Source organism: Synechococcus sp. MIT S9452, assembly GCF_047304245.1.
Taxonomy (GTDB): domain Bacteria; phylum Cyanobacteriota; class Cyanobacteriia; order PCC-6307; family Cyanobiaceae; genus RCC307.
Map to the genome: position 1 here is coordinate 164,417 of NZ_CP138956.1, position 20,018 is coordinate 184,434.

General features: G+C 62.0%; 25 protein-coding genes. 17 read left to right on the forward strand and 8 right to left on the reverse strand.

All coding sequences use genetic code 11. From position 1 onward, the window contains the following. Positions 1-24: 24 nt before the first annotated feature. On the forward strand, positions 25-198 hold the full coding sequence (locus SIB46_RS00765; RefSeq protein WP_186547707.1) for a hypothetical protein: 174 nt from the start codon (positions 25-27) through the stop codon (positions 196-198). Further along, positions 199-666, forward strand: coding sequence for a secondary thiamine-phosphate synthase enzyme YjbQ (locus tag SIB46_RS00770; protein ID WP_413296650.1), 468 nt, complete (start codon positions 199-201; stop codon positions 664-666). It abuts the gene before it with no gap. Between the two features lie 156 nt (positions 667-822). On the opposite strand, the gene SIB46_RS00775 is transcribed toward SIB46_RS00770, so the two are convergent. Continuing rightward, the gene (locus tag SIB46_RS00775; RefSeq protein WP_413296651.1) at positions 823-1,047 is read right to left on the reverse strand and encodes a hypothetical protein; all 225 of its coding nucleotides are present in this window, start codon (positions 1,045-1,047) and stop codon (positions 823-825) included. 83 nt (positions 1,048-1,130) lie between these two features. Further along, positions 1,131-1,415, reverse strand: coding sequence for a hypothetical protein (locus SIB46_RS00780; protein WP_413296652.1), 285 nt, complete (start codon positions 1,413-1,415; stop codon positions 1,131-1,133). A gap of 141 nt (positions 1,416-1,556) precedes the next feature. On the opposite strand from SIB46_RS00780, the gene SIB46_RS00785 reads away from it, so the two are divergent. From SIB46_RS00785 to SIB46_RS00810, 6 genes are all read left to right on the forward strand, one after another. Continuing rightward, entirely contained in the window at positions 1,557-1,775 is a 219-nt protein-coding gene (locus tag SIB46_RS00785) for a hypothetical protein (RefSeq protein WP_413296653.1), read from the forward strand. Positions 1,776-2,194: 419 nt separating this feature from the next. Then, the gene (locus tag SIB46_RS00790; RefSeq protein WP_413296654.1) at positions 2,195-2,641 is read left to right on the forward strand and encodes a cupin domain-containing protein; all 447 of its coding nucleotides are present in this window, start codon (positions 2,195-2,197) and stop codon (positions 2,639-2,641) included. Beyond that, the gene (locus SIB46_RS00795) at positions 2,638-3,555 is read left to right on the forward strand and encodes a carbon-nitrogen hydrolase family protein (protein WP_413296655.1); all 918 of its coding nucleotides are present in this window, start codon (positions 2,638-2,640) and stop codon (positions 3,553-3,555) included. The genes SIB46_RS00790 and SIB46_RS00795 overlap by 4 nt, the downstream gene beginning before the upstream one ends. Beyond that, the gene (locus SIB46_RS00800; RefSeq protein ID WP_413296656.1) at positions 3,552-4,550 is read left to right on the forward strand and encodes a glutathione S-transferase C-terminal domain-containing protein; all 999 of its coding nucleotides are present in this window, start codon (positions 3,552-3,554) and stop codon (positions 4,548-4,550) included. Before SIB46_RS00795 ends, SIB46_RS00800 begins: the two co-directional genes overlap by 4 nt. Continuing rightward, positions 4,547-5,173 carry a DUF2301 domain-containing membrane protein gene (locus SIB46_RS00805; protein WP_413296657.1) on the forward strand — a complete coding sequence of 209 codons (627 nt, stop codon included), beginning with the start codon at positions 4,547-4,549 and terminating at the stop codon, positions 5,171-5,173. The genes SIB46_RS00800 and SIB46_RS00805 overlap by 4 nt, the downstream gene beginning before the upstream one ends. A gap of 183 nt (positions 5,174-5,356) precedes the next feature. Beyond that, positions 5,357-6,529 carry a glutathione S-transferase family protein gene (locus SIB46_RS00810; RefSeq protein WP_413296658.1) on the forward strand — a complete coding sequence of 391 codons (1,173 nt, stop codon included), beginning with the start codon at positions 5,357-5,359 and terminating at the stop codon, positions 6,527-6,529. Here SIB46_RS00810 and SIB46_RS00815 read toward each other — a convergent pair. Beyond that, positions 6,516-6,683, reverse strand: a complete 168-nt coding sequence (locus SIB46_RS00815; protein ID WP_413296659.1) for a hypothetical protein — start codon at positions 6,681-6,683, stop codon at positions 6,516-6,518. The genes SIB46_RS00810 and SIB46_RS00815 overlap by 14 nt on opposite strands. A 162-nt stretch (positions 6,684-6,845) precedes the next feature. Between SIB46_RS00815 and fba the strand changes: the two genes are divergently transcribed. Then, positions 6,846-7,919, forward strand: a complete 1,074-nt coding sequence (fba, locus tag SIB46_RS00820) for a class II fructose-bisphosphate aldolase (RefSeq protein WP_413296660.1) — start codon at positions 6,846-6,848, stop codon at positions 7,917-7,919. Between the two features lie 57 nt (positions 7,920-7,976). Here the strand turns inward: fba and SIB46_RS00825 are convergent, their stop codons facing one another. Then, on the reverse strand, positions 7,977-10,742 hold the full coding sequence (locus SIB46_RS00825; RefSeq protein ID WP_413296661.1) for a UPF0182 family protein: 2,766 nt from the start codon (positions 10,740-10,742) through the stop codon (positions 7,977-7,979). Between the two features lie 120 nt (positions 10,743-10,862). Between SIB46_RS00825 and thrC the strand changes: the two genes are divergently transcribed. Together thrC and SIB46_RS00835 are read left to right on the forward strand one after the other, a co-directional pair. After that, positions 10,863-12,149 carry a threonine synthase gene (gene thrC, locus SIB46_RS00830; RefSeq protein ID WP_413296662.1) on the forward strand — a complete coding sequence of 429 codons (1,287 nt, stop codon included), beginning with the start codon at positions 10,863-10,865 and terminating at the stop codon, positions 12,147-12,149. A 37-nt stretch (positions 12,150-12,186) separates the two neighbouring features. Then, on the forward strand, positions 12,187-12,462 hold the full coding sequence (locus tag SIB46_RS00835; RefSeq protein ID WP_413296663.1) for a MoaD/ThiS family protein: 276 nt from the start codon (positions 12,187-12,189) through the stop codon (positions 12,460-12,462). Here the strand turns inward: SIB46_RS00835 and ftsH are convergent, their stop codons facing one another. Beyond that, the gene (ftsH, locus tag SIB46_RS00840) at positions 12,463-14,181 is read right to left on the reverse strand and encodes an ATP-dependent zinc metalloprotease FtsH (RefSeq protein ID WP_413296664.1); all 1,719 of its coding nucleotides are present in this window, start codon (positions 14,179-14,181) and stop codon (positions 12,463-12,465) included. A 141-nt stretch (positions 14,182-14,322) separates the two neighbouring features. Here ftsH and rpmF point away from each other — a divergent pair, with 141 nt between their 5' ends. Continuing rightward, complete coding sequence (rpmF, locus tag SIB46_RS00845) at positions 14,323-14,502, forward strand: 50S ribosomal protein L32 (protein ID WP_011935905.1); 180 nt, start codon at positions 14,323-14,325, stop codon at positions 14,500-14,502. A gap of 1 nt (position 14,503) precedes the next feature. Here rpmF and SIB46_RS00850 read toward each other — a convergent pair whose 3' ends face one another. After that, positions 14,504-14,848, reverse strand: a complete 345-nt coding sequence (locus SIB46_RS00850) for a DUF565 domain-containing protein (protein WP_413296665.1) — start codon at positions 14,846-14,848, stop codon at positions 14,504-14,506. Next, positions 14,845-15,537, reverse strand: a complete 693-nt coding sequence (locus tag SIB46_RS00855; protein ID WP_413296666.1) for an HAD-IA family hydrolase — start codon at positions 15,535-15,537, stop codon at positions 14,845-14,847. The genes SIB46_RS00850 and SIB46_RS00855 overlap by 4 nt, the downstream gene beginning before the upstream one ends. A gap of 78 nt (positions 15,538-15,615) precedes the next feature. Between SIB46_RS00855 and recJ the strand changes: the two genes are divergently transcribed. Further along, on the forward strand, positions 15,616-17,466 hold the full coding sequence (recJ, locus tag SIB46_RS00860; RefSeq protein WP_413296667.1) for a single-stranded-DNA-specific exonuclease RecJ: 1,851 nt from the start codon (positions 15,616-15,618) through the stop codon (positions 17,464-17,466). After that, on the forward strand, positions 17,466-18,773 hold the full coding sequence (locus SIB46_RS00865) for a chloride channel protein (RefSeq protein ID WP_413296668.1): 1,308 nt from the start codon (positions 17,466-17,468) through the stop codon (positions 18,771-18,773). The genes recJ and SIB46_RS00865 overlap by 1 nt, the downstream gene beginning before the upstream one ends. A 4-nt stretch (positions 18,774-18,777) precedes the next feature. On the opposite strand, the gene psb30 is transcribed toward SIB46_RS00865, so the two are convergent. Next, positions 18,778-18,975 carry a photosystem II reaction center protein Ycf12/Psb30 gene (gene psb30, locus SIB46_RS00870; RefSeq protein WP_413296669.1) on the reverse strand — a complete coding sequence of 66 codons (198 nt, stop codon included), beginning with the start codon at positions 18,973-18,975 and terminating at the stop codon, positions 18,778-18,780. Here psb30 and SIB46_RS00875 point away from each other — a divergent pair. Genes SIB46_RS00875 through SIB46_RS00885 form a run of 3 tightly spaced genes read left to right on the forward strand, consistent with a single transcriptional unit; the run spans position 18,964 to position 19,972 of the window. Continuing rightward, positions 18,964-19,347: a YkgJ family cysteine cluster protein gene (locus tag SIB46_RS00875; protein ID WP_413296670.1), complete on the forward strand. Its 384-nt coding sequence runs from the start codon at positions 18,964-18,966 to the stop codon at positions 19,345-19,347. The genes psb30 and SIB46_RS00875 overlap by 12 nt on opposite strands. Continuing rightward, positions 19,319-19,651: a TMEM165/GDT1 family protein gene (locus tag SIB46_RS00880; RefSeq protein ID WP_413296671.1), complete on the forward strand. Its 333-nt coding sequence runs from the start codon at positions 19,319-19,321 to the stop codon at positions 19,649-19,651. Before SIB46_RS00875 ends, SIB46_RS00880 begins: the two co-directional genes overlap by 29 nt. Before the next feature lie 3 nt (positions 19,652-19,654). Beyond that, complete coding sequence (locus SIB46_RS00885; RefSeq protein WP_413296672.1) at positions 19,655-19,972, forward strand: TMEM165/GDT1 family protein; 318 nt, start codon at positions 19,655-19,657, stop codon at positions 19,970-19,972. Positions 19,973-20,018: the final 46 nt, after the last annotated feature.

The window sequence follows — 20,018 nt, forward strand, 5'->3', positions numbered from 1 at the left end:
TCGACACTGTCAGAGAACGCTGACATGGATTCCATCCGTCACGACGACACCAGCCTCAAGTGGGCTGCCGATGGGGAGCTCTCCCCCGTTGACCAACAGCGGATTTTGGCGCGGCTCAGTGCCCAGGACCCCACCGCCCAAGGCCTGTTGCAGTGCTCCACCGAGGATCAGGCTGGAGGCAGTCCTTCGATCAGCTGAATGGCTCCGCAAGCCGTCCTCCTGCAGGCCCATGAGGAGATGCAGGTGCTCACCCGTGGTGAGGGTTTCCAGCGCATTGATCCAGAGCTGAATCAGTGGATTGCTGCCACTGGCATCGGTGTGGGCGTGCTGCACCTCACCTGCTTGCACACCAGTGCGTCGTTAACGATCAACGAAAACGCCGATCCCCGCGTGTTGGAGGATCTGGCGGCTTGGATGCGTCGCGTCGCCCCTCAGATCGGGGTGAATTCCCTGGGGGAGCGGGAGGGGTATCACCGCTACCGCCATGACGATGAAGGCGCTGACGACATGCCGGCCCACATCAGAACAGCACTGACATCCCAAACCTTGAGCCTGAGTGTGGTCGGCGGGCGCCTACAACTCGGCATCTGGCAGGCCGTGTATCTGTGTGAATGGCGCGGGCAGGGATCATCCCGCCGCATTGCCCTGCATCTGTTGGGCTCGTAGGGCGCATGCCTCACTCCATTAGCGGATTGTCTGGTGCTTGGAGAGGCAACTCCTTTGGGCTGACATTGCCGGTGTCAGCAGCGCGCTCCACCAGGCTGAGGCCGACGATCAGCGCGTTTGCGTGAGTTGGCGACAACCCCTGCGCTGGATTGGAGCTCAAAACGGCATCAGCAATCCAGGGGTTACCCCCGGTTCATCGCCAAAGTCCCAACCGTCGGGTCCGGCGGGCTCGGCCATGTCGGCCTCGCTGGGCACTGGACCAGCCGTGGGCTGCACGCCATCAAGGCAGCTCATCGGCGCGTCGAAGCCGAAGTCTTCGCAGTTCACCAAATCAGGTTGCGCCAACACGCTGGCCGGGCTGGCCAGCAGGAGTGAGGCCATGACGACGAGAGGTATGCGCATGCCGACAAAACTTCTTGCCTCATGGTGGCTATCGATGGCGCGCTTGGAAGCGCATGCGGGAGTTACCAGCGCACGCGGATCTTTCCACCATTGGGGCCTTCGAAGCTCACGCTGCCATCGGCTCGGCCAGGACGGTATTCAGGCCCCCAATTGATTGGGCGGCGGCCACCCCACCAATCACCATTGCGGCGGCAGATGCCCTCGCCGGCGTAGTGATAGCCAATGGCACAAACCTGATGATCACGGCGTCCGTTCGGTTGGCAATAGCCCGCGCCCAGGGCTGCTCCGGTTTGAACCCAACGGGCATCGGGCCCGCAGTTCTGCGCAGCTTGCGTTGAATGGGGCATCAGGATGAGCGCGGATGCGCCCAGAAGCAGTGTCATCCAGTGGCGCATGGGGGGCTCCTGACAATCACAGCCTGACCGCGCCTCCTTCCGCTGTCAGCCTGGCTTGATCTCCCGTAGGTTTGGCGTCCTCGGATTCAACAGATGGCACCGGGCGCATCCAAAGCCATTGGCGCGATTCGCCGCGCCGGGATTTATGGGCTGTTGAGTTATTCAGGCTTGGTGCTGATCAATAACAGCGGCCTGGAGCTGAGCAACATGTGGGTGGCTTATTTGCCGATGTTTGTTGCTGTCTACGTGTTGACCCAGTGGGCTGATCGGCGTTGGTTGATGCGACAGCAACAGAACGATAAATCCCAATAAAAAGCACCCGCTGCTCACAGGTGCCAGTGCCCATGTTGAAGACCCGTTGCAACAGGCCTTACTTCTTCAGTTAGCGAGACAATCAGCCGCTGAAATGTGGCATCGACGACAAAACCGAACAATGGGGAGAAGTACAGACATTTCTACTCTTTTAGTTCGCATTGTTGTCGCCAGTTGCTCAGTCATCGGCAAGATCTGAGAACTCACTGAGAAGCCCCTGAAGCTTGCTGCTCCGGTATCCCAAAGAACGTTTTTCACATCGAAACGGTGCGAATTTCCACTGAGGTCCACAGCAAGCCCCGTGGGCTGAGGGGGGAATTCGTTCCGCCAACGCTCCCCCCGCAAAATTCAAAAGATGGCTTAAGCAGCCAAGAACCAAGCTCTGCACTGAATAGTCTTCATTCAGACAGGCTCCTTTGATGCGGTTTGTTCCGTTGGCTTTGCTGTTGAGCTTGTCGCCATCGCCGTTATTGGCTCACGACGGCCATGGTGCTGCTGATTTGGGCGTCACGGTGGAGGAGCTGGCCAATGCAAGCCAGCAATGGGACGGGCAGCCCTTGCCCTCGTATCCCCGTGGGCAGCCTCAGGTGAAAGTGCTGCGCATTGGTATCCCAGCCGGTGTGGTGCTGCCTTGGCACACGCACCCCGTCATCAATGCAGCGGTGATCCTGCGCGGCACCTTGGCGCTCAACCTCAAGGACGGCACCACCCGCGTGTTTCAGCCAGGTGAGGCCATTGTTGAGGTGATCGACACGGTGCATACCGGCCAGGCCATTGGCGCTGACGATGTCGAGGTGGTGGTGTTCTACGCCGGGGTGGAGGGTGTGCCCACCACCGTGTTGCATCAGCCTGCAGGGCAACCATGAGCCAGCCCTGGCCCGTGGCTCTGGTGCAGTTCCAGGTGAGCCCTGAGCCACAGGTCAATCGACAACAGGTGCGCCATTGGCTCGAGCAGGCGATGACTCAGGCGGGGACGCCTCGTACGCCCAAGTTGTTGATGCTGCCTGAAGTGTGGAATTCGCCCTATCAGGCGGAGCGCTTCGCCGAGTTTGCCGAGCCCATTCCAGAGCTTGGTGCTGATCTGCGCGATGGGCCCTCAGAGTCCCTCAAGCTGGTGGCCGACTTTGCTGTCAGCCATCGGGTCAGCGTGATCGCTGGCTCGATTCCGGAATGCAGCAGTGATCGGCGCATTTTCAATACAGCCACAGTGATCAGCCCCGCTGGCTGTTTGCTGGCCAAGCACCGCAAGATGCATCTATTTGATGTGGATATTCCCGGTGGAATCCACTTCCATGAGTCAGACAGCCTGACGGCGGGCGATCAGATCACCGTTCTCTCGGGTGTGGGCGATCCCCTGAACAGTGGTGCTGCAACCCCGCCCAATCTTGGCCTGCAAATCTGCTACGACATTCGATTTCCGGAGTTGGCGCTGCTGATGCAGCAGCAGCTGAGCTGTGATGTGATCGCTTGCCCGGCGGGTTTCAGCACCACCACGGGGCCATTGCATTGGCATCTGGTGATGCGAGCGCGCGCCGTTGATACCCAGTGTTTTGTGCTGGCCTGCTGCAGCGCCAGGCCCCCGCAGGATTCGAGTGATTACCCCAGTTATGGTCACTCGCTGGTGGTGGATCCCTGGGGCCACATCCTGGCGGAGGCGGGCATCGGTGAGGAGGTAGTCCACGCCGAGCTGGATCTCGATCAAATCACGGCAGCTCGGGCTGCCATTCCCACCTCTCGGCAACGGCGAGGGGATGTCTACCGCCTTGAGCCATCAGCATGACGATTCCTCCCCAGCTGGTGGCCACGGCCCGTTGTCTCTGGTGGTGGCAATGGCAACGCCTGATGGATGGCTTGGCTCAGGCTGATGCGGAGGGCAACTATCAGCGCCGGCCATCTCAGTTCGCTGGACGCCCACTCGAGCCATTGCTGCAGCAGTGCACCACAACCGTTCAACGTCCGCTGTTGATCATTGGCCGCAGCTGTCCTTGGGCCCATCGCACCCGCCTGGTGCATCAGCTCTGTGGCCTGGCTGATGCCGTGGCTCTGGTGTTGGTGGAGCCCGATCCCCAGGCTGGGCGCTGGGTCTTTCCTGAGCCGCTGTTGGGCTGCCGCAGCTTGCAGGAGCTCTATCGCTTGGCTGGGGCCAACCCGCAGCAGCGCGCCACGGTGCCGCTGTTGCTCGATCCAGGCAGCGAATCGCTCTCACCGGTGATCCTCAGCAATGAGAGTGCGGAGTTGGTGCAGCTGCTCAACCGCTGGCCCGGCTCAGCGATGGATTTGGAACCGAAGCCTCTGCTGGAGGCTATTGAGCAGTGGTCGCAGCAGTTGCAGCATTCCCTTAACGACGGCGTCTATCGCTGCGGGTTTGCCCGCACCCAACCCGCCTATGGGCGGGCTGAGGCCGCGCTTTTTGCGGCCCTCCAAGCCCTGGAGGAGAGCCTGTCGGCCCATGGGCCATGGCTGTGTGGCGCGCAACTGACGCTGGCGGATGTGCGCTTGTTTCCCACCTTGATCCGTTGGGAGCAGGTGTATGCCCCGCTGTTTGGCTGTAGCCGTCAGCCGCTGTGGAGTTTCCCGGCGCTGTGGCAGTGGCGGGCCCGTTTCCTGGATTTGCCGGGGGTGCTGGAGACCTGTGATCCGCTGGCATGGCGCACCGACTATTTCGGAGCGCTGTTCCCCCTGCGGCCCTCTGCTCTGGTGCCGGCTGGACCGATGGATGGCGCCGCCTTGCAGCAGTTGGTGAGCTGGCCAATTCCCACCACAATGGAGACATGAGCGTCGCTCCGGTTGTCTACGAAGGTGTCTATGGCCCCTACACGGTGACGGGGGAGCATCGCCGTGAAGTGTTGGCCTATCGGTTGAGCTTGTTGTTGGTGGCGCTGGCCCAGGTGGCGTTGCTGGTGCAGTGGCGATGGCTCGGGCCGAGCTGGTGCTGGCCCTGGTTGCTGTTGATGGCTGCCGGTTTGGGCGGTGCCCTGCGCTGGGTTCACATCTATTTAGTGCCATTGCACCGGACCTTGCAGCTGTTTTGGCTGCTCGGCTGTGCTGGTTTTGGGCTGTTGGCCTACCGCGCTGGTGCCGCGTCGATGCTGCCGCAGTTGGTGGATCAGCCGGTCTGGATTTGGTTGGTGGGCCCCTTCTTTGCCGCCTTGGCCGGCTTGGGATTTAAGGAGTTTTTCTGCTTCCAGCGCCCTGAGGCCATTGGCCTCACGCTGCTGCTGCCCCTGTTGCTGTTCGGCTGGTGGTTGGGGCTGTGGTCCGCGCCTGTGGCATCGGTGCTGCTGTCGGCCCAGTCGCTGCTGTTGATGGTGTTGGCGCTACGCAAATTCCCCATGCCCGAGGAGGCTGACCTGGGGGATTTGAGCGTGTTTGCCAAGCTGGCCGGTGAGCTGAGCTGACGCGCGCCTACAAAGAAACCCCCAGCGAGGCCGGGGGCTTCTTCGGAGCGTCCACGTGGCGAGGAGGCTCATGGCCGACGGGGGCTTCGTCGCCGGGTCCTTTGTCTTTTTAGTCATCCTGTTTCGGCTTGGATTCGCTTGATGACCGATTCCTCACATCTCGCTATAGAGCCTGATCAGCCCATGGCTTGGGCTGATCTCGAGGCCCTGGCGCCGCCCGCCAGTGATCGGGTGGAGGGCCCCACGAATGCCCAGGCCAGGTTGCGTTTGTTTGGCCGCAGCGAAGACGTGGTGCGGGTGGTGCTCTACCGCGACCATCACGCTTGGTGCCCCTATTGCCAAAAGGTGTGGCTGTGGCTCGAAGAGAAGCAGGTGCCGTATCGCATCGAGAAAGTCACGATGTTTTGCTACGGCGAGAAGGAAGCCTGGTTCAAACGTCTGGTGCCATCAGGGATGTTGCCCGCCTTGGCCATTGATGGACAGCTGATCACCGAAAGCGATCGCATTCTTCTGGTGTTGGAAGCGGCCTTTGGCCCCCTGGGGGTCCCCTTGGAGCATCCCCGCATGTTGGAGCTGCGCCAGCTGGAGCGGGATCTGTTTCGGGCGTGGTGCACCTGGCTTTGTTATCCCGGCGATGAAGCCCAAGGCCAGCAACTGTTTGAGGGCCAAATGCAGCGGGTGAGCCAGGCCCTCGAGCGCCATGACGGCCCCTGGTTTCTGGAGAGCTTCAGCAGCGCTGATCTGATCTTCGTTCCCTACGTGGAACGGATGAACAGCAGCCTTCTTTATTACAAGGGCTATGAGTTGCGGCGCCATTGGCCCGCCTTGGATCGCTGGTTTCAGGGCCTTGATGGCCGCAGCACCTACCGCGGCACCCGCAGCGATCACCACACCCATGCCCATGATTTGCCGCCGCAAATGGGCGGCTGCTATTCCAATCGCAGCCAACAAGCGGCCCTGTGGTCGCAGCGGATTGATCAAGGCCCCTGGCAGGGGCTCTCCGATGCCAGCGAAGCGGAGCAGAGCGGTGCAGCGGCTGAAGCTTTGGGCCGTGTGCTGCGGCACCGGGCGGTGCTGCTGCAGCAACACAAGGGATTGGATGACTTCAGCTTGCGCTGCGCTTTGAGCCGATTGACTCAGGGCACGGCCTGTCAACCAACCGCTGGTGCCGAGCGTGGCCTGCGCAGCTTGCGGGATCGGATCAGCGTTCCTCGCGATATGGGGGTTCATGCCGCCCGCTTGTTGCGGCAGGCCTTGGAGGACACCGCGTCATTGCAGGGCCCAGGCCAAGGACCGCCGATTCCGGTGCGGCACCGGAGAGATCAAGATCCGGCTCCGTTTCTCAAATGTCGTTGAGCAGAACCCTGGGATGGGTTGGGTCCAACGAGCTCAGCATGCGCAGGCTGGGACTGCGGTAGCTGGATTCGCGCAGGGCAGGCTTCTGACGGGCCTGCTGGTAGCGCTCGCAGCCGTCGGTGGGGGGAACGATTGGGGTGGACTGTTGGGCCATCCAAAGGAAGGACTCTCCACTCGTTATGACGTCCGCTAATCGGAACTGATGTGCCCAGCGCTACTTGATGGGCCCGGGTTTTGGGTTCTGGGGCTTGCAGAGTAAAGTCGCCCGGCATCCGGGTGGCTTCGCCGCCTGAAGTCACCCCATCCGAGGTACCCCATGGCGCTTGTTCCGCTTCGTCTGCTGCTCGACCATGCCGCTGAAAACGGTTATGGCATCCCGGCTTTCAACGTGAACAACCTGGAGCAAGTCCAGTCGATCATGGAGGCGGCCTACGAGACCGATAGCCCCGTCATCCTGCAGGCTTCCCGTGGTGCTCGCTCCTACGCCGGTGAAAACTTTCTGCGTCACCTGATCCTGGCGGCTGTCGAGACCTACCCCGACATCCCCGTGGTGATGCACCAAGACCACGGCAACAGCCCTTCCACCTGCTACGGCGCTGCTGCCAACGGTTTCACCTCCGTGATGATGGACGGCTCCCTGGAAGCTGACGCCAAGACCCCTGCTTCTTACGACTACAACGTTGCCGTCACCAAAGAGGTAGTGGATGTGGCCCACGCCATTGGCGTGAGTGTCGAGGGTGAGCTGGGTTGCCTGGGTTCTCTGGAAACCGGCAAGGGCGAAGCCGAAGACGGCCACGGTTTTGAGGGCGAGCTCTCCAAGGACCAGCTGCTGACCGACCCTGCTGAGGCTGCTGACTTCGTCTCCAAGACCAACGTTGACGCCCTGGCGATTGCCATCGGCACCAGCCACGGCGCTTACAAGTTCACCCGCAAGCCCACTGGTGAAGTGCTGGCGATCTCCCGCATCGCTGAGATCCACAAAGCCATCCCCAACACCCACCTGGTGATGCATGGCTCCTCCTCTGTTCCCCAGGAATGGCTGGAGATGATCAACAAGTTCGGCGGCCAGATCCCCGAGACCTACGGCGTGCCCGTCGAGGAAATCCAGGAGGGCATCCGCAACGGCGTGCGCAAGGTGAACATCGACACTGATAACCGCCTGGCCTTCACCGCAGCTGTGCGTGAAGCAGCTGCCGCTGATCCCGCCAACTTCGACCCCCGCCACTTCAACAAGCCGGCTCGTAAGTACATGAAGCAGGTTTGCTTGGATCGCTACACCCAGTTCTGGGCTGCTGGTAACGCCAGCAAGATCAAGCAGCGCGACATCAACTACTACGCCGGCCTGTATGCCAAGGGCGCCCTGGACGGCAAGGTTGCTGTGGCTGCCTGATTCAGCCTCAGGTCTTGAACGAATCAAAGGGGCCCTGTGGGGCCCTTTTTTTTGTGCCTATGAGGCCACCAGCTTTTGCAGGGCGCTGTCGAGATCGTCGTCCATCACAAAGCGGCGACCATCGGTGACGATCACCTTCACCAAGGTGGGAATGCCGCCGCTGCGAGCCTGCAGATAAATCGGCTCGACATAGAGCAGCCCTTCACCCATCGGGATCACCAGCAGATTGCCTTGCAATACGCGCGAGCCCTCTCGGTTCCAAAGACCGAATTGACGGCTGATTTCAGGATCCTGTTCGATCAAGGCGGAGATCTGCTGTGGGCCCAGCAGCAGGCGTTGCTGCGGAAAACGCCACAGGCGCAGTTGTCCGTAATCAGCAACGGTGTTGCGGGCCGCTAGCCAGCTCACCATGTTGGGTCGCCGCAGGGGGGTGAACGGCAGCAACAACACAAACTCCGGCGTGTCCTTGCCAGGCAATTGCAAGGTGACGTGATACGGCCTCACATCCACTTGCTTGGAGCCATAGATCTCCTTGGGAATGGCCCAGACGTCGTCGCCGTTGTAGAAACTGCGTACATCGGTGACGTGGAAGCGCAGCAAGCGCTCGGCTTGCACTTGGAACTGGGTCTTGGGAACCAGCAGGTGATCGCGCAGCGCCAGCGGCATCGACTCCAAAGGCCGGAACATCTCGGGGAAGGCATTGCGCCAGGTGCGCAGCACCGGGTCATGGGGATCCATGACATAGATCCAGACCCGGCCATTGAGGGCATCCACCACCACCTTGACCGGGTTGCGGAAGTAGCGCAGGCCACTGGGATTAGCGGCGCTGTAGGGGTAGGAGCGGCTGCTGGTGAAGCCATCGAGTAACCAGTACTGGTGCTGCTGGGCCCGGTAGCCATCAACGGCTGGCACCCGGGTGGTGACGAGGTAGGGCTGGCTTTCAAAGGTGAGAAATGGGGCAATGGCATCGAGCCGCTCTTGCACCTGGCGTCGCAGGAGTAGCCGACTGTCCTGCCGCAGCGAACCACCAAACAGAAGCCGCGGTTCTCTCAAGTAGGCCGCAGCTAGGAGCCGCTGCAGCGGATGACCAATGGGGAGGCCCCCCTCACCGCTGTAGTGCGAATAGATGTTCTCTTCGCCGTCGGGGTAGTTGAATTCGCGCACCTTGCTGGGTGCCACGGCATACAGCGACGGCGAGGCGCCGTAATAGAGCTCGGGTTTGCCAATCGGGAAGGCAGCAGTGGCCTGGGCTGTGGTGACATCCAGGTCGGGCAACCCCTGCACCACGCTGTTGCGCCCGAGATCTTTGACGAAGTACTCCGGCAGTCCGTCGGGGCCCCAGCTGTTGACTGGTGAGACGGTGAAGCCAAAACCATGGGTGAACACCAGGTGCTGGTTGAGCCAGGTGCGGGAGCTGGCGGGCAGCGCTGTGACATCAATTTCCCGGGCCGCCACCATCACCTGTTGCCGGCCTCGACTGAGGTCGTCGCTGAGTTGGTAGCGGTCAACGGCAGCAGACCAGAAGTCGTAGACCAGCCGCAATTGCTGCAGCTGGGCATTGGCTTCCAGCAACGGTTGGGTGTCCCACAGGCGGATGTTGTCGATCGTGCCGGGAGACTGCTCCAGATCGGCGGCTGTGAGTTGTTGTTTGGGGTTGAGCGTGCGCACCCGCATCCGGTTGAGATCAAAGGCTTGCCGCGTGCCTCGGATCATGCGTTTGAGATAGGGGCGCTCCATCTGCAGCTCCCGCGGCTGCACCAGCAATTTCTGCACCAGGGGTGCGGCGATGACTTCCGCGATCGGAAGCAGCAGCGCTGTGATCGAAACTGGCAACAGCAGGCGCCGCCGTTGTGGCAGTGGCAGCAGCAAGCTGAACAGCATCGTGAGCAGCACCAGGCTGAGCAGAAGCCGCAGCGGCAGCCGCAAGTGCAAATCCACCCAGCCAGCGCCAGCGACCACGCCATGGCTTTGCACCATCAGTTCAAACGGTGCCAGGGAGGCCATCAGTGCTGCCACTAGGGCCAGCACCGCCAGCTGCGGCCGCAGCACCGCTTGCTGTTGACGGTTGAAACCAGCGAAGCGCCAGTCGCTCAAGGTGTTGCCTTGGCTGAGGCATAACCAGAAGCAGGCGCTTAAGCCCACCAGGCCTTGGGCCATCAGCACGCTGAGCACCAACTGGAAGGCCGGTAGGCGCAGCACCGTGAAGCTGAGGTCAATGCCGGTGACCGGGTCGCCTTCGCCAAACGGCGATGCCAAGATCGCTGGCAACCAGAAGCTCCAGGCGCGAGCCAGGGCCGTTGCTGAGGCCAAGATCGACAGGCTCAGGCTGATTCTCAAGGTGGTCAGCGGCCACCGCAGCAGAAACACCAACAACACCGCTGCAATGCCCAGCACCAGCGGCAGTGGCAGCGACCCCAGCACCGGGAAGCTGCTCAAGACAATGCCGCTGAACGGCTCTTGCAGCAGCCCGAGGGCCTGCACAAACAAATAGGAGGTGGCCGTGCTCAGCAGGCCGAGCGCGACCACCAGTGAAACCAGTAAGCCCCAGCTGCGAAGCGGCATGAACATGCTTTCGCCCCGGTAGGCCGGGTCGCGGCGGCGCAGCTTCCAGCAGCGCTGCAACTGATTGAGTTGCACCGGGATGCCGATCCCCAGTACCAGCACCAGGGCCAGAAATTGCAAGCCCCAGCGCTTGAGTACCACGGGCCCCAGTTCAAATTGTTGAAACCACTGCAGCTCAATCCACAAACGCGGCAGCACGACCAACACCATCGCCGCGGCGGCGATGGCCAGCAGCACAGCGGGGCGGCTCAAACGCTTCATGGGCAGAGGCTAGTCAGCACGTGCGATCTGGCATGATCAGATAATCCCGAGTATGAGGGTCGGGATTATTCCGGAGCTGCGCTTGGCGCTGCTACCGTTTCGGTCAACTGCTGCATCGGTGTGACCGCAACCCTGACATCGCAGACCTTCGCAGGCCTGCGCTGCAAAGAATGTGGCCATGCCTATGCGCCCGAAGCGCGACACGTCTGTGAAGACGTCTGCTTTGGTCCCTTAGAAGTCGTTTACGACTACGACGCCATCCGTGCCCGCGTCACCCGTGCCTCCATCGAGGCCGGCCCTACTTCGATTTGGCGTTACCGCGATTTCCTGCCCATCGAGGGTGAGCCGATTGATGTCGGCACTGGCTTCACCCCGTTGCTGCGCGCCAACCGTTTGGCTCGTCGCCTTGGCCTCAAAGAGCTCTATATCAAAAACGATGGGGTGAACATGCCCACCCTCTCCTTCAAGGACAGGGTGGTGAGCGTGGCCTTGACCCGCGCACGGGAACTGGGCTTTTCCACGGTGAGCTGTGCCAGCACCGGCAACCTCGCCAACTCCACCGCCGCCATCGCTGCGCACGCGGGCATGGAGTGCTGCGTGTTCATCCCCGCTGATTTGGAAGCCGGAAAAATCCTGGGCACTTTGGTCTACAACCCCACCTTGATGGCGGTTCGCGGCAACTACGACCAGGTCAACCGTCTCTGCTCGGAGGTGGCGAACACCTATGGCTGGGGCTTCGTCAATATCAACCTGCGTCCCTATTACTCCGAGGGTTCCAAGACCCTGGGCTATGAGGTGGTCGAGCAGTTGGGCTGGCGCCTGCCGGATCACATCGTTGCGCCCCTCGCCTCTGGATCCCTGTTCACCAAGATCCGCAAGGGCTTTGATGAATTCATGAAGGTGGGCCTGGTGGAGGAAAAGCACGTGCGCTTCAGCGGTGCTCAGGCCGAGGGCTGCTCCCCGATCGCCCAGGCCTTCGCCGAAGGTCGCGACTTCATTACTCCGGTGAAGCCCAACACCATTGCCAAGTCCATTGCCATCGGTAACCCCGCTGATGGTCCCTATGCCCTGGATATCGCCAGCCGCACCGGCGGTTCGATCGCAGCGGTGAACGATGAGGAGATCATCGAGGGGATTCAGCTGTTGGCTGAAACCGAGGGCGTGTTCACCGAAACCGCTGGCGGCACCACCATTGCCGTGCTGAAAAAGCTGGTGGAGCAAGGCAAGATCGACCCCTCCGAAACCACCGTTGCCTACATCACCGGCAATGGCCTCAAGACCACTGAGGCGGTGGCTTCCGCCGTTGGTGAGCCGCTCACCATCGATCCCAAATTGGATGATTTCAATGCCGCCTGGGAGCGCGCCCAGTCATTGCAGCGCGCCACCTGGGACACCGTTGGCGTTTGAGTTGCGCCCTTTTCTCGACTGATTGTTTGCTGTTGCCATGACCGTTCAGGTTCTGATTCCCACTCCTCTGCAGAAGTTCACCGCTGATCAAGCCACCGTCAGCCTTGATGCCACCAGCGTCGATGAGCTGATCAAGGCCCTCGATGGCACCTTCCCCGGCTTGGGCAATCGCCTGTGTGATGAGAACGGCAAGTTGCGTCGTTTCCTCAACGTCTACGTCAACAGCGAAGACATCCGCTTCCTCGACAACCAAGCCACCGCGTTAGCCGATGGTGATGAGGTCAGCATTGTTCCAGCTGTGGCTGGTGGTTGATCAGCCAGCGACAACAGCGGGCTGGCTTTGAGCAGCTTCAAAGCGTTCGACCCGCTCCCTGAATTCATCGCCACTAAGGGATTCCATCTCGATCAGGTTCGTCACCAGCTCATCCATGAGCTGCCGGCGCGGCTCCAGGAGCTGCACCGCTTGATCCAGGGCTTGGCGGGCGATTTGTTGCACCTGCTGATCAATCGCTTGCCCGGTGCTGGAGGAATAGTCGTGCTCAGGGCGCGTCCAATCGCGACCCAGGAACACTTCACCGCTATCGCTTTCGTAGGCCACTGGCCCCAGCACGGAGAACCCATAGCGGGTCACCATTTCCCGGGCGATCCGCGTCACCATCTGCAGGTCGCTGCTGGCTCCTTGGGTGACTTCTGAGGCCCCAAACACCACGAGCTCAGCGGCGCGCCCACCCATGGCCACCACCAGCCTGGCTTGCAGGTAAGCCCGGCTGATCAGGCCGCTGTCGAGAATTTCCTCGTCGGGGGTGGTGCGGGCAAAACCGCCGATGCCACCAGACCTAGGCAGGATCGTCAGTTTGTCGAGGGCATCGGCTGCCGGCAGCAAGGTGGTGATCAGGGCGTGGCCCACCTCGTGATAAGCGATCAAGCGTTTTTTGGCGCTGTCCTGCAGCGGCTTTGCCCCCATGCCGAGGGTGACGCGCTCCAGCGCATCGTGCATGGCTTGCTCATCGATGAACGTGCGTTCCCGGCGGGCCGTGAGGATGGCCGCCTCGTTGATCAAGTTGGCGAGATCTGCTCCGGAAAAGCCAGGCGTTCGCCGGGCCCAGAGTTCCATTGAGACCTCATCGCTCAAGGGGCGACTGCGGGCATGGACGCCAAGGATGGCTTCGCGGCCGCGGCGATCTGGCAGCTCCACCAGGATCTGGCGGTCGAAGCGCCCCGGACGCAGCAGGGCCGTATCCAAGACATCGGCCCGGTTGGTGGCCGCCAGCATGATGATTCCGGAGTTCTCCTCGAATCCGTCCATCTCCGTGAGCAGCTGGTTGAGCGTTTGTTCGCGCTCGTCGTTGCCACCGCCGATGCCAGCCCCGCGTTGGCGACCAACGGCATCGATCTCATCGATGAAAATGATGCAGGGGGCCTTGGCTTTGGCCTGACGGAACAGATCGCGAACGCGGCTGGCACCCACCCCCACGAACATCTCGACAAATTCCGAGGCCGAGAGGGTGAAGAACGGGACCTCCGCTTCCCCGGCAATGGCCCTGGCTAGAAGTGTTTTGCCGGTTCCAGGAGGCCCAACCAAGAGCACGCCGCGGGGGATTCGGGCGCCCAGTGCCGTAAAGCGTTCCGGCTCTTTGAGGAAGGTGACCACCTCCTGCAGTTCTGTTTTGGCTTCGTCGATGCCAGCGACGTCGTCGAAGCGCACGTCCACCGCCCCTTCCGGTTGCACCCGCGCTTGGGTGCGGCCAAAGCCCAAAGCTTTCTGGGCCACGTTGGCGGAGCGCCGGAAGAGCAGCACCAAGAGCCCCAGCACCATCACAGCCAACAAGCCATTGACCAGCAGGCCGGTCATGGCGGCTTCCCCCTGGCTGTTACGCACATCGAGGGGCACGTTGTGGGCCTCGGCGGTGCGCAGCACTTCCTGGTCGTTCGGGAAAATATTGACCTTGGACGTCTTCCCGTCTTTGAACTGAACCTGCACCAGATCCTGTTTGGGCAGCAGCACCAACTGCTCCACTTGACCGGCGCGCATGGCTTCCAGCAGTTGGCTGTAACTCGGTGAGTCGCTCAAATCACCTATCGCCACTGCGTTGGCTCACTGCCCCGGAGCTTAGCGATTGACGAAGGGACTCTCGAGAACAGACAATTTCTGTTTGCCGGCATTTGAGCAGCGATGGCCGTTCCCAAGAAGAAAACCTCCAAAGGGAAGCGCGACCAGCGTCATGCCCACTGGAAAGCCAAAGCCCGCGTGGCCGCACGCAAGGCCTTGTCGGCTGGTAAGGCCGTTCTCAGTGGCCGTGCCCAAGGTTTCGTTTACCCGATGCCTGAAGAGGACGGCGAGGCTGAATCCTGAGTTAACTGCCGATCTTGAACGCTTCTAGAACGATCAGGTAGAGAAACCCGATCCGGAAGTTGTCGATCGCAATCCAGGCCAATCCAGGCTGCTGGCCGGCGTAACGCTGGCGCAGCCGGATCAGGACTTCAAAAAACACCAGCAGTCCAAGGGCGCCCACGCTCTGCACCTTCAGCAGGCTGAGGTAAAGCGTGGTGACGTTGGCTGCTGTGTATCCGCCGGCAAACAGGGCGATCAGCGCCACGCTCTTGTCGCGCCAGCGTCTTGTGACCCAGCCGAGCAGCCGCTCGCCAACGCTGGTTTGCAGCTGGTTAAACCGAGTGTTTTGCAGCGGCGGTTGGGTCATGGCAACAGGGCGCTGAGCTGCTTGAGGGTCACAGGCCCCTGGCCGAGATGCTCCACCACCAAAGCGGCCTCGGCAAGGGCTGTGGCGCCGCCGCTCCAGTTGTCTGTGGTGATCACCACCTCAAGCCCAGCGCCCTTGGCGGCGGCCAGGCCTTGGGGTGAATCCTCAATGGCCAAGACCTCGCAGGCCGGCAGCTTCAAGTGCCCCAGGGCGAGGCTGTAGGCCTCTGGATCCGGTTTTTTGCGTTGCACGTCGTCGCCGCAAATCCAGCCGGCAAAACAGGCCCTCAGCTCCGGTGTGTTGTGGAGCAGCGCTGCCACGGCAGCGCGCCCGCTGGTGGTGACGATCCATTGCTGCAGCCCAGCGGCTGCCGCGTCGCAGGCCAAGGCCAGCACGCCAGGACGCAGCGGGACGCTGCCCTGGCGCAGCAGATCTCTGTAGTGCTGTTGTTTGCTGCGGTGTAGCTCGGCGGCAAGGCTCTCATCGCGCTCACCCACCTCAGCCATCCAGGCCAGGATCCGCTCGCGTCCACCGCTGGTTTGCAGCAGCCGCTGGTAGGTGCTGGTGTCCCAATGCCACGGCAGTCCTGCGGCGACGAAGGCGGCATTGAAGGCTGGCCGATGACCCTGCTGCTCGGTGTCAGCCAAGGTGCCGTCCACGTCCCAGAGCAGGGCTTGCAGGCGGGGCATCATGCAGTGGAATTGCGCGAACCCTAGGCGGCTCCCATCAGCACCTCTTCGGCTCCCCATTGGCAGCTGCCGGCCCCGTTGCCGCCGCTGGCTCTCACCCAATCGCTGGCGCTGCCACCGGCTCTGGTGGCGGTGCTGCAGCGCCGTGGGGTGCAAAGCGAAGAGGAGCTGCAAAGCCTGTTGCAGCCCGATCCGGCGCCGGAGGCCAAGGCCCACTTCCCCGACCTTGAACTTGCGGTGCAGCGGTTGCTGCAGGCTTGCCGTGAAGGCCAAGCCTTGGCGGTCTGCGGCGATTACGACGCCGATGGCATGACCAGCACCGCCTTGTTGGTGGGGGTACTGAGCCGTTTGGGGGCCAAACCGCAGGCGGCGATTCCCAGCCGGCAAAGCGAGGGCTATGGCCTCAATGCCGCCATGGTGGAGCGCCTGGCGGAGCAGGGCGTCAGGCTGCTGGTGACCGTTGACAACGGCATCAGCGCGCGAGAAGCCTTGGAGCGTGCTGACGCTTTGGGGTTGGAGGTGATCGTGACCGATCACCACACCATCCCGCCGCAGCGTCCACCGCTGTTGGCTTTGCTGCATCCAGCCCTCACGCCGCCCAGTTCGCCCTACCGCGGCTTGGCTGGTGTGGGCTTGGCCTACGTCTTGGCAGCTGCTGTGGCCGAGCGCCTGCGCAACCCCCAGGCGCTGCGCACAGCCCTGGATTTGTTTTGCATTGGCACCATCGCCGACATGGCGCCGCTCACGGGTGTGAATCGCCGCTGGCTGCAAGAGGGCCTGCCGCAGCTGAATCGTTCGCAGCTGCCAGGGCTGCGAGCCCTGGCGGAACTCGCCGGTCTGGAGGATCGCCCTATCGATAGCCAAGGGGTTGGCTTTCGCTTGGCTCCGCGCCTCAATGCGGTGGGTCGCTTGGCCGATCCCCAGCTCGCCGTTGAGCTGCTCACCACCGCCGATGCCGATCGCGCTCTGGAGCTGGCGGAACGCTGCGAACAGCTGAACCGGCAGCGGCGTGAGCTCTGTGATGGCATCGAAGCGGAGGCCAATGCGCTGGTGGAAGCCGATGGAGATCAGCGGCCTGCCTTCCTTTTATTGGCGCAAAACCATTGGCACCACGGCGTCATTGGCATCGTGGCTGCTCGATTAGTGGAGCGCTGGGGGCTGCCGGTCGCCCTATTGGCTGGTGAGGGCGATGGCCGGTTGCGCTCGTCGGTGCGGGCCCCCGAGGGTTTTGCTGTCGATGCCGCCTTGCAGGCCTGCGCTGATCTGTTGGAGCGCTTTGGCGGTCACCCCGCCGCCGGCGGATTCACCGTGCAAGCCACCGAAGTGGCCGCCCTGCATGAGCGGCTCAATGGCTTGGCCAACGACTGGCTTGCGGGCCGGGAGCATGCCCTGGTGGTGCGCCCTGAAGCGCTGCTGCCGCTCGAGCAAATCGATCGTGATTTTCTTCAGCAACTGCGGCGGTTGGAACCGTTTGGTGCTGCTAACCCCAGCCCACTTTTTTGGGCTCGTCACTGCAAGGTCAAACGGCAGCGCCTGCTGCGAGGCGGCCACCTCCTGCTGGAACTTGCTGTTCCGACGGGGTCATTGAGTGCGATTGCCTGGCGTTGGAGTGGCCCTGAACCCAGCAGCCCAACGCTCGATCTGGCCTTTCGCCTTAAGGAAGACCACTGGCAAGGGCAGCCCAGGCTGCAACTGGAATTGGAGGCGCTGCGCCCCTCCCTGCAGGAACGGGTCACCCTCTGGCGCCGGCAGCGCTGCTACCAGTGCGAACGCCAGGGCGATGCCTTGGTGATTCGCAATCCAGAGGGGCGCGAATTGCGTTGCCAGTGGCCCCAAACCCCTGGTGACAATTCCGACCCGGTCCAGTCCCACCCCGACACCGCTGAGCTGGTGCAGCATGCTGCTGTTGCTCTCGGCTTTGTTGCCTGATGTCTGTGGCCTCAGCACCGCGCAATTGGTTGCCGTTATTGCTGCCGTTGATGCTGCTGGGCCTTGTGATCGGGGTGATTTGCATCCCGCTCAACGAGATCGACAGCATTAGCGATCACGTCTTGACCGATGTGTTCGCCCTTGGCGAAGGGTTGGGTTGGTTCCTGTTGCTGCCACTGGTGGCGATGCCACTGGTGTTGCAGCTCCAGCAGCGCTGGCTCAGGCCTGGAGCTGGTTCGGGCATTCCTCAGGCGGATGCCTGCATCGAAGACCCTGAGCTCGCTCCCAAGTTGTTGGGCTTGCGGCCCCTGCTCTCGCGGCTGGTGCTCTGGTCGATTGCCGCTGGCTGCTTGCTGCCGATCGGCCGTGAAGGACCGGTTGTCTTTGTTGGCGCCAGCGCGGTTTGGCTGATGCGCCGCAGCCTCAAAGGCCCCCTGCGGGAGATTGGCATGCCTGTTCTGCTGGCCGCTGCCGGTGGCGCTGGCTTGGCTGCAGGCTTCAACACGCCGTTGGTAGCGATTCTGTTTTCAGCAGAAGATCTGCTGAAGCGCTTTAACTTGCCGCTGGTTTGGTCCTCGCTGCCGGTCGCCCTGCTGGCTTCCCTGGTGGCGGCCTATGGCGGGCAGCCCACGTTTGCTTACGGCGAGCTGCCGATGCTGGTGGAAGGCCCCATGCAGATGCTGTTGGCCCTGCCAGTTGGTGTGGCCTGCGGGTTGATCGGAGCGCTGTTCAGCTTTCTGCTGCTCACCTTCACCCGCAAGGTGGCGCCTCTGGCTGTTCGCTACCCGTTGCCGATGGGCCTGCTGCTAGGCGTGGGGATGGTGTTGATGGCCCTGGGGAACCCCCGGGTGTTGGGGGAAGGTTCCGCTGTTCTGCACGACATCATCAACAACGCTGGTGAGGTTCCGTTGTGGTCAGGCCTTGCCGTGATCGGCGAGCGGGTCTTGGGCCCAATTTTGGTGCTGGGTTCAGGCATCCCCGGTGGCTTGATCGACCCGGCCCTGGCCTTTGGTGGCGTAACCGGTGCCGTTGTGATGCCTTGGTTCAGCGGTCACACCGGCTTGATCGGCATGATTTGTGGCATGGCTGGTGGTCTGGCCGGGGCCACCCAACTGCCGATCTTTGCGGCGCTGTTCACCTTGAAGCTGACCGGCGCCTTGGATTGTGTCCCCGGCCTACTAGTCACCAGCGCCATGGCGGCCTACATCAGCCGCTGGTTGCAACCCAAGCCGATCTATCACGCCCTCACCGAGATGTTCCTCGGTAAGGACGATTTGCCAGAAGAACCGGAATTGCCGAAGGCGTAAGGCCTCAGAGGGCGCCGCGGCGGTAGAAAAGGATGAAGACCACAGCCGGACCAGCCAGGGCAATCAGAGCCAGGGCTGCGAAGTTGGCAATCAGGGAGAAATCGATGCCCATGGCGAGCGGCAGTGATGCAATCCCTGTGACTTTACGGGCTTTGCTGCCGAACTGGCCTGTGATGGCCCACAGGCTGTGATGGCCTGTCACAGCTGGCAGTGCATCAGTGGCTGTGGTGCCTGCTGCCGCCTCGATCCCGAACAGCGTGGCGAGGCCCTCGACGCCCTCAGCCCTGAGGAGAAAGCCCAGTATCTGGAGATGGTGGGGCCCGATGGCTGGTGCATTCACTACGACACCGGTGCTCGCTCCTGCCGGATCTACAGCGAGCGGCCGAACTTTTGCCGGGTCGACCAATTGGCTCAGCGCTTTGAGGTGGCTGCCCAGCACCAGGATTCCTTCGCGATCGATTGCTGCCGACAGCAAATCCGTGTCGAATACGGTGGGCGCAGCCTTGAAATGCGCCGATTTGAGCGGGCCATCCGAAACAACCAAGGTGGTGGAGGTTCCCCCTCAAGCCAGTAATCCTCAGCCCACTGGGCGTTGGGTGTTGTTTGTCTCCACCTTCACCACCGTGTTTCTGGCGGAGCTGGGCGATAAGACCCAATTGGCCACGCTGTTGTTGTCAGCCCAATCCGGCCGGCCCCTGCTGGTGTTTGTGGGCGCCGCGTTGGCTCTGGTGAGCACATCACTGGTGGGTGTGCTGTTGGGGCAATGGTTGTCGCGTCATGTGCCGCCGCGGCAGTTGGAGCGGTTGGCGGGCGGTTTGATGGTGATTTTGGGGGCGGCCATTGGTGGTCGTGCCCTGGTTCAGTTGCTGCCGAGCTGAGCGATGCCAACTCCTTTCTCCAGCGCTGATCTCGCCTTGGTGGGTTCCACCTTTTTGGCGGTGTTCTTAGCGGAACTCGGCGATAAAACCCAGCTGGCCACCGTGGCAATCAGCGGCACGAGCAAGTCCCCAGTGGTGGTGTTTGTCGCCAGTGCTTCGGCCCTGGTTTTGGCCAGCTTGATTGGGGCCTTGGCTGGTGGCTCGCTGGCCCAAGTGGTGCCAGCTGAGTTGTTGCAGCTTCTGGCGGCGGTGGGCTTCCTTGTGATTGGTGCTCGCCTGCTTTGGGCGGCCTCGGCTAGTGATGGCTCGCCCCATAACTAAACTGGGTTGTCAGGCTGACGCTCTACACCCCAGCCTGTGATGGCTC

Excerpts from the sequence above, each read along its gene's own strand:
- SIB46_RS00765 (WP_186547707.1), top strand. The coding sequence starts at position 25 with ATGGATTCCATCCGTCACGACGACACCAGCCTCAAGTGGGCTGCCGAT.
- SIB46_RS00770 (WP_413296650.1), top strand. The coding sequence starts at position 199 with ATGGCTCCGCAAGCCGTCCTCCTGCAGGCCCATGAGGAGATGCAGGTG.
- SIB46_RS00775 (WP_413296651.1), bottom strand. The coding sequence starts at position 1,047 with ATGGCCTCACTCCTGCTGGCCAGCCCGGCCAGCGTGTTGGCGCAACCT.
- SIB46_RS00780 (WP_413296652.1), bottom strand. The coding sequence starts at position 1,415 with ATGCCCCATTCAACGCAAGCTGCGCAGAACTGCGGGCCCGATGCCCGT.
- SIB46_RS00785 (WP_413296653.1), top strand. The coding sequence starts at position 1,557 with ATGGCACCGGGCGCATCCAAAGCCATTGGCGCGATTCGCCGCGCCGGG.
- SIB46_RS00790 (WP_413296654.1), top strand. The coding sequence starts at position 2,195 with ATGCGGTTTGTTCCGTTGGCTTTGCTGTTGAGCTTGTCGCCATCGCCG.
- SIB46_RS00795 (WP_413296655.1), top strand. The coding sequence starts at position 2,638 with ATGAGCCAGCCCTGGCCCGTGGCTCTGGTGCAGTTCCAGGTGAGCCCT.
- SIB46_RS00800 (WP_413296656.1), top strand. The coding sequence starts at position 3,552 with ATGACGATTCCTCCCCAGCTGGTGGCCACGGCCCGTTGTCTCTGGTGG.
- SIB46_RS00805 (WP_413296657.1), top strand. The coding sequence starts at position 4,547 with ATGAGCGTCGCTCCGGTTGTCTACGAAGGTGTCTATGGCCCCTACACG.
- SIB46_RS00810 (WP_413296658.1), top strand. The coding sequence starts at position 5,357 with ATGGCTTGGGCTGATCTCGAGGCCCTGGCGCCGCCCGCCAGTGATCGG.
- SIB46_RS00815 (WP_413296659.1), bottom strand. The coding sequence starts at position 6,683 with ATGGCCCAACAGTCCACCCCAATCGTTCCCCCCACCGACGGCTGCGAG.
- fba (WP_413296660.1), top strand. The coding sequence starts at position 6,846 with ATGGCGCTTGTTCCGCTTCGTCTGCTGCTCGACCATGCCGCTGAAAAC.
- SIB46_RS00825 (WP_413296661.1), bottom strand. The coding sequence starts at position 10,742 with ATGAAGCGTTTGAGCCGCCCCGCTGTGCTGCTGGCCATCGCCGCCGCG.
- SIB46_RS00835 (WP_413296663.1), top strand. The coding sequence starts at position 12,187 with ATGACCGTTCAGGTTCTGATTCCCACTCCTCTGCAGAAGTTCACCGCT.
- ftsH (WP_413296664.1), bottom strand. The coding sequence starts at position 14,181 with ATGCGCGCCGGTCAAGTGGAGCAGTTGGTGCTGCTGCCCAAACAGGAT.
- rpmF (WP_011935905.1), top strand. The coding sequence starts at position 14,323 with ATGGCCGTTCCCAAGAAGAAAACCTCCAAAGGGAAGCGCGACCAGCGT.
- SIB46_RS00850 (WP_413296665.1), bottom strand. The coding sequence starts at position 14,848 with ATGACCCAACCGCCGCTGCAAAACACTCGGTTTAACCAGCTGCAAACC.
- SIB46_RS00855 (WP_413296666.1), bottom strand. The coding sequence starts at position 15,537 with ATGCCCCGCCTGCAAGCCCTGCTCTGGGACGTGGACGGCACCTTGGCT.
- SIB46_RS00865 (WP_413296668.1), top strand. The coding sequence starts at position 17,466 with ATGTCTGTGGCCTCAGCACCGCGCAATTGGTTGCCGTTATTGCTGCCG.
- SIB46_RS00875 (WP_413296670.1), top strand. The coding sequence starts at position 18,964 with ATGGCCTGTCACAGCTGGCAGTGCATCAGTGGCTGTGGTGCCTGCTGC.
- SIB46_RS00885 (WP_413296672.1), top strand. The coding sequence starts at position 19,655 with ATGCCAACTCCTTTCTCCAGCGCTGATCTCGCCTTGGTGGGTTCCACC.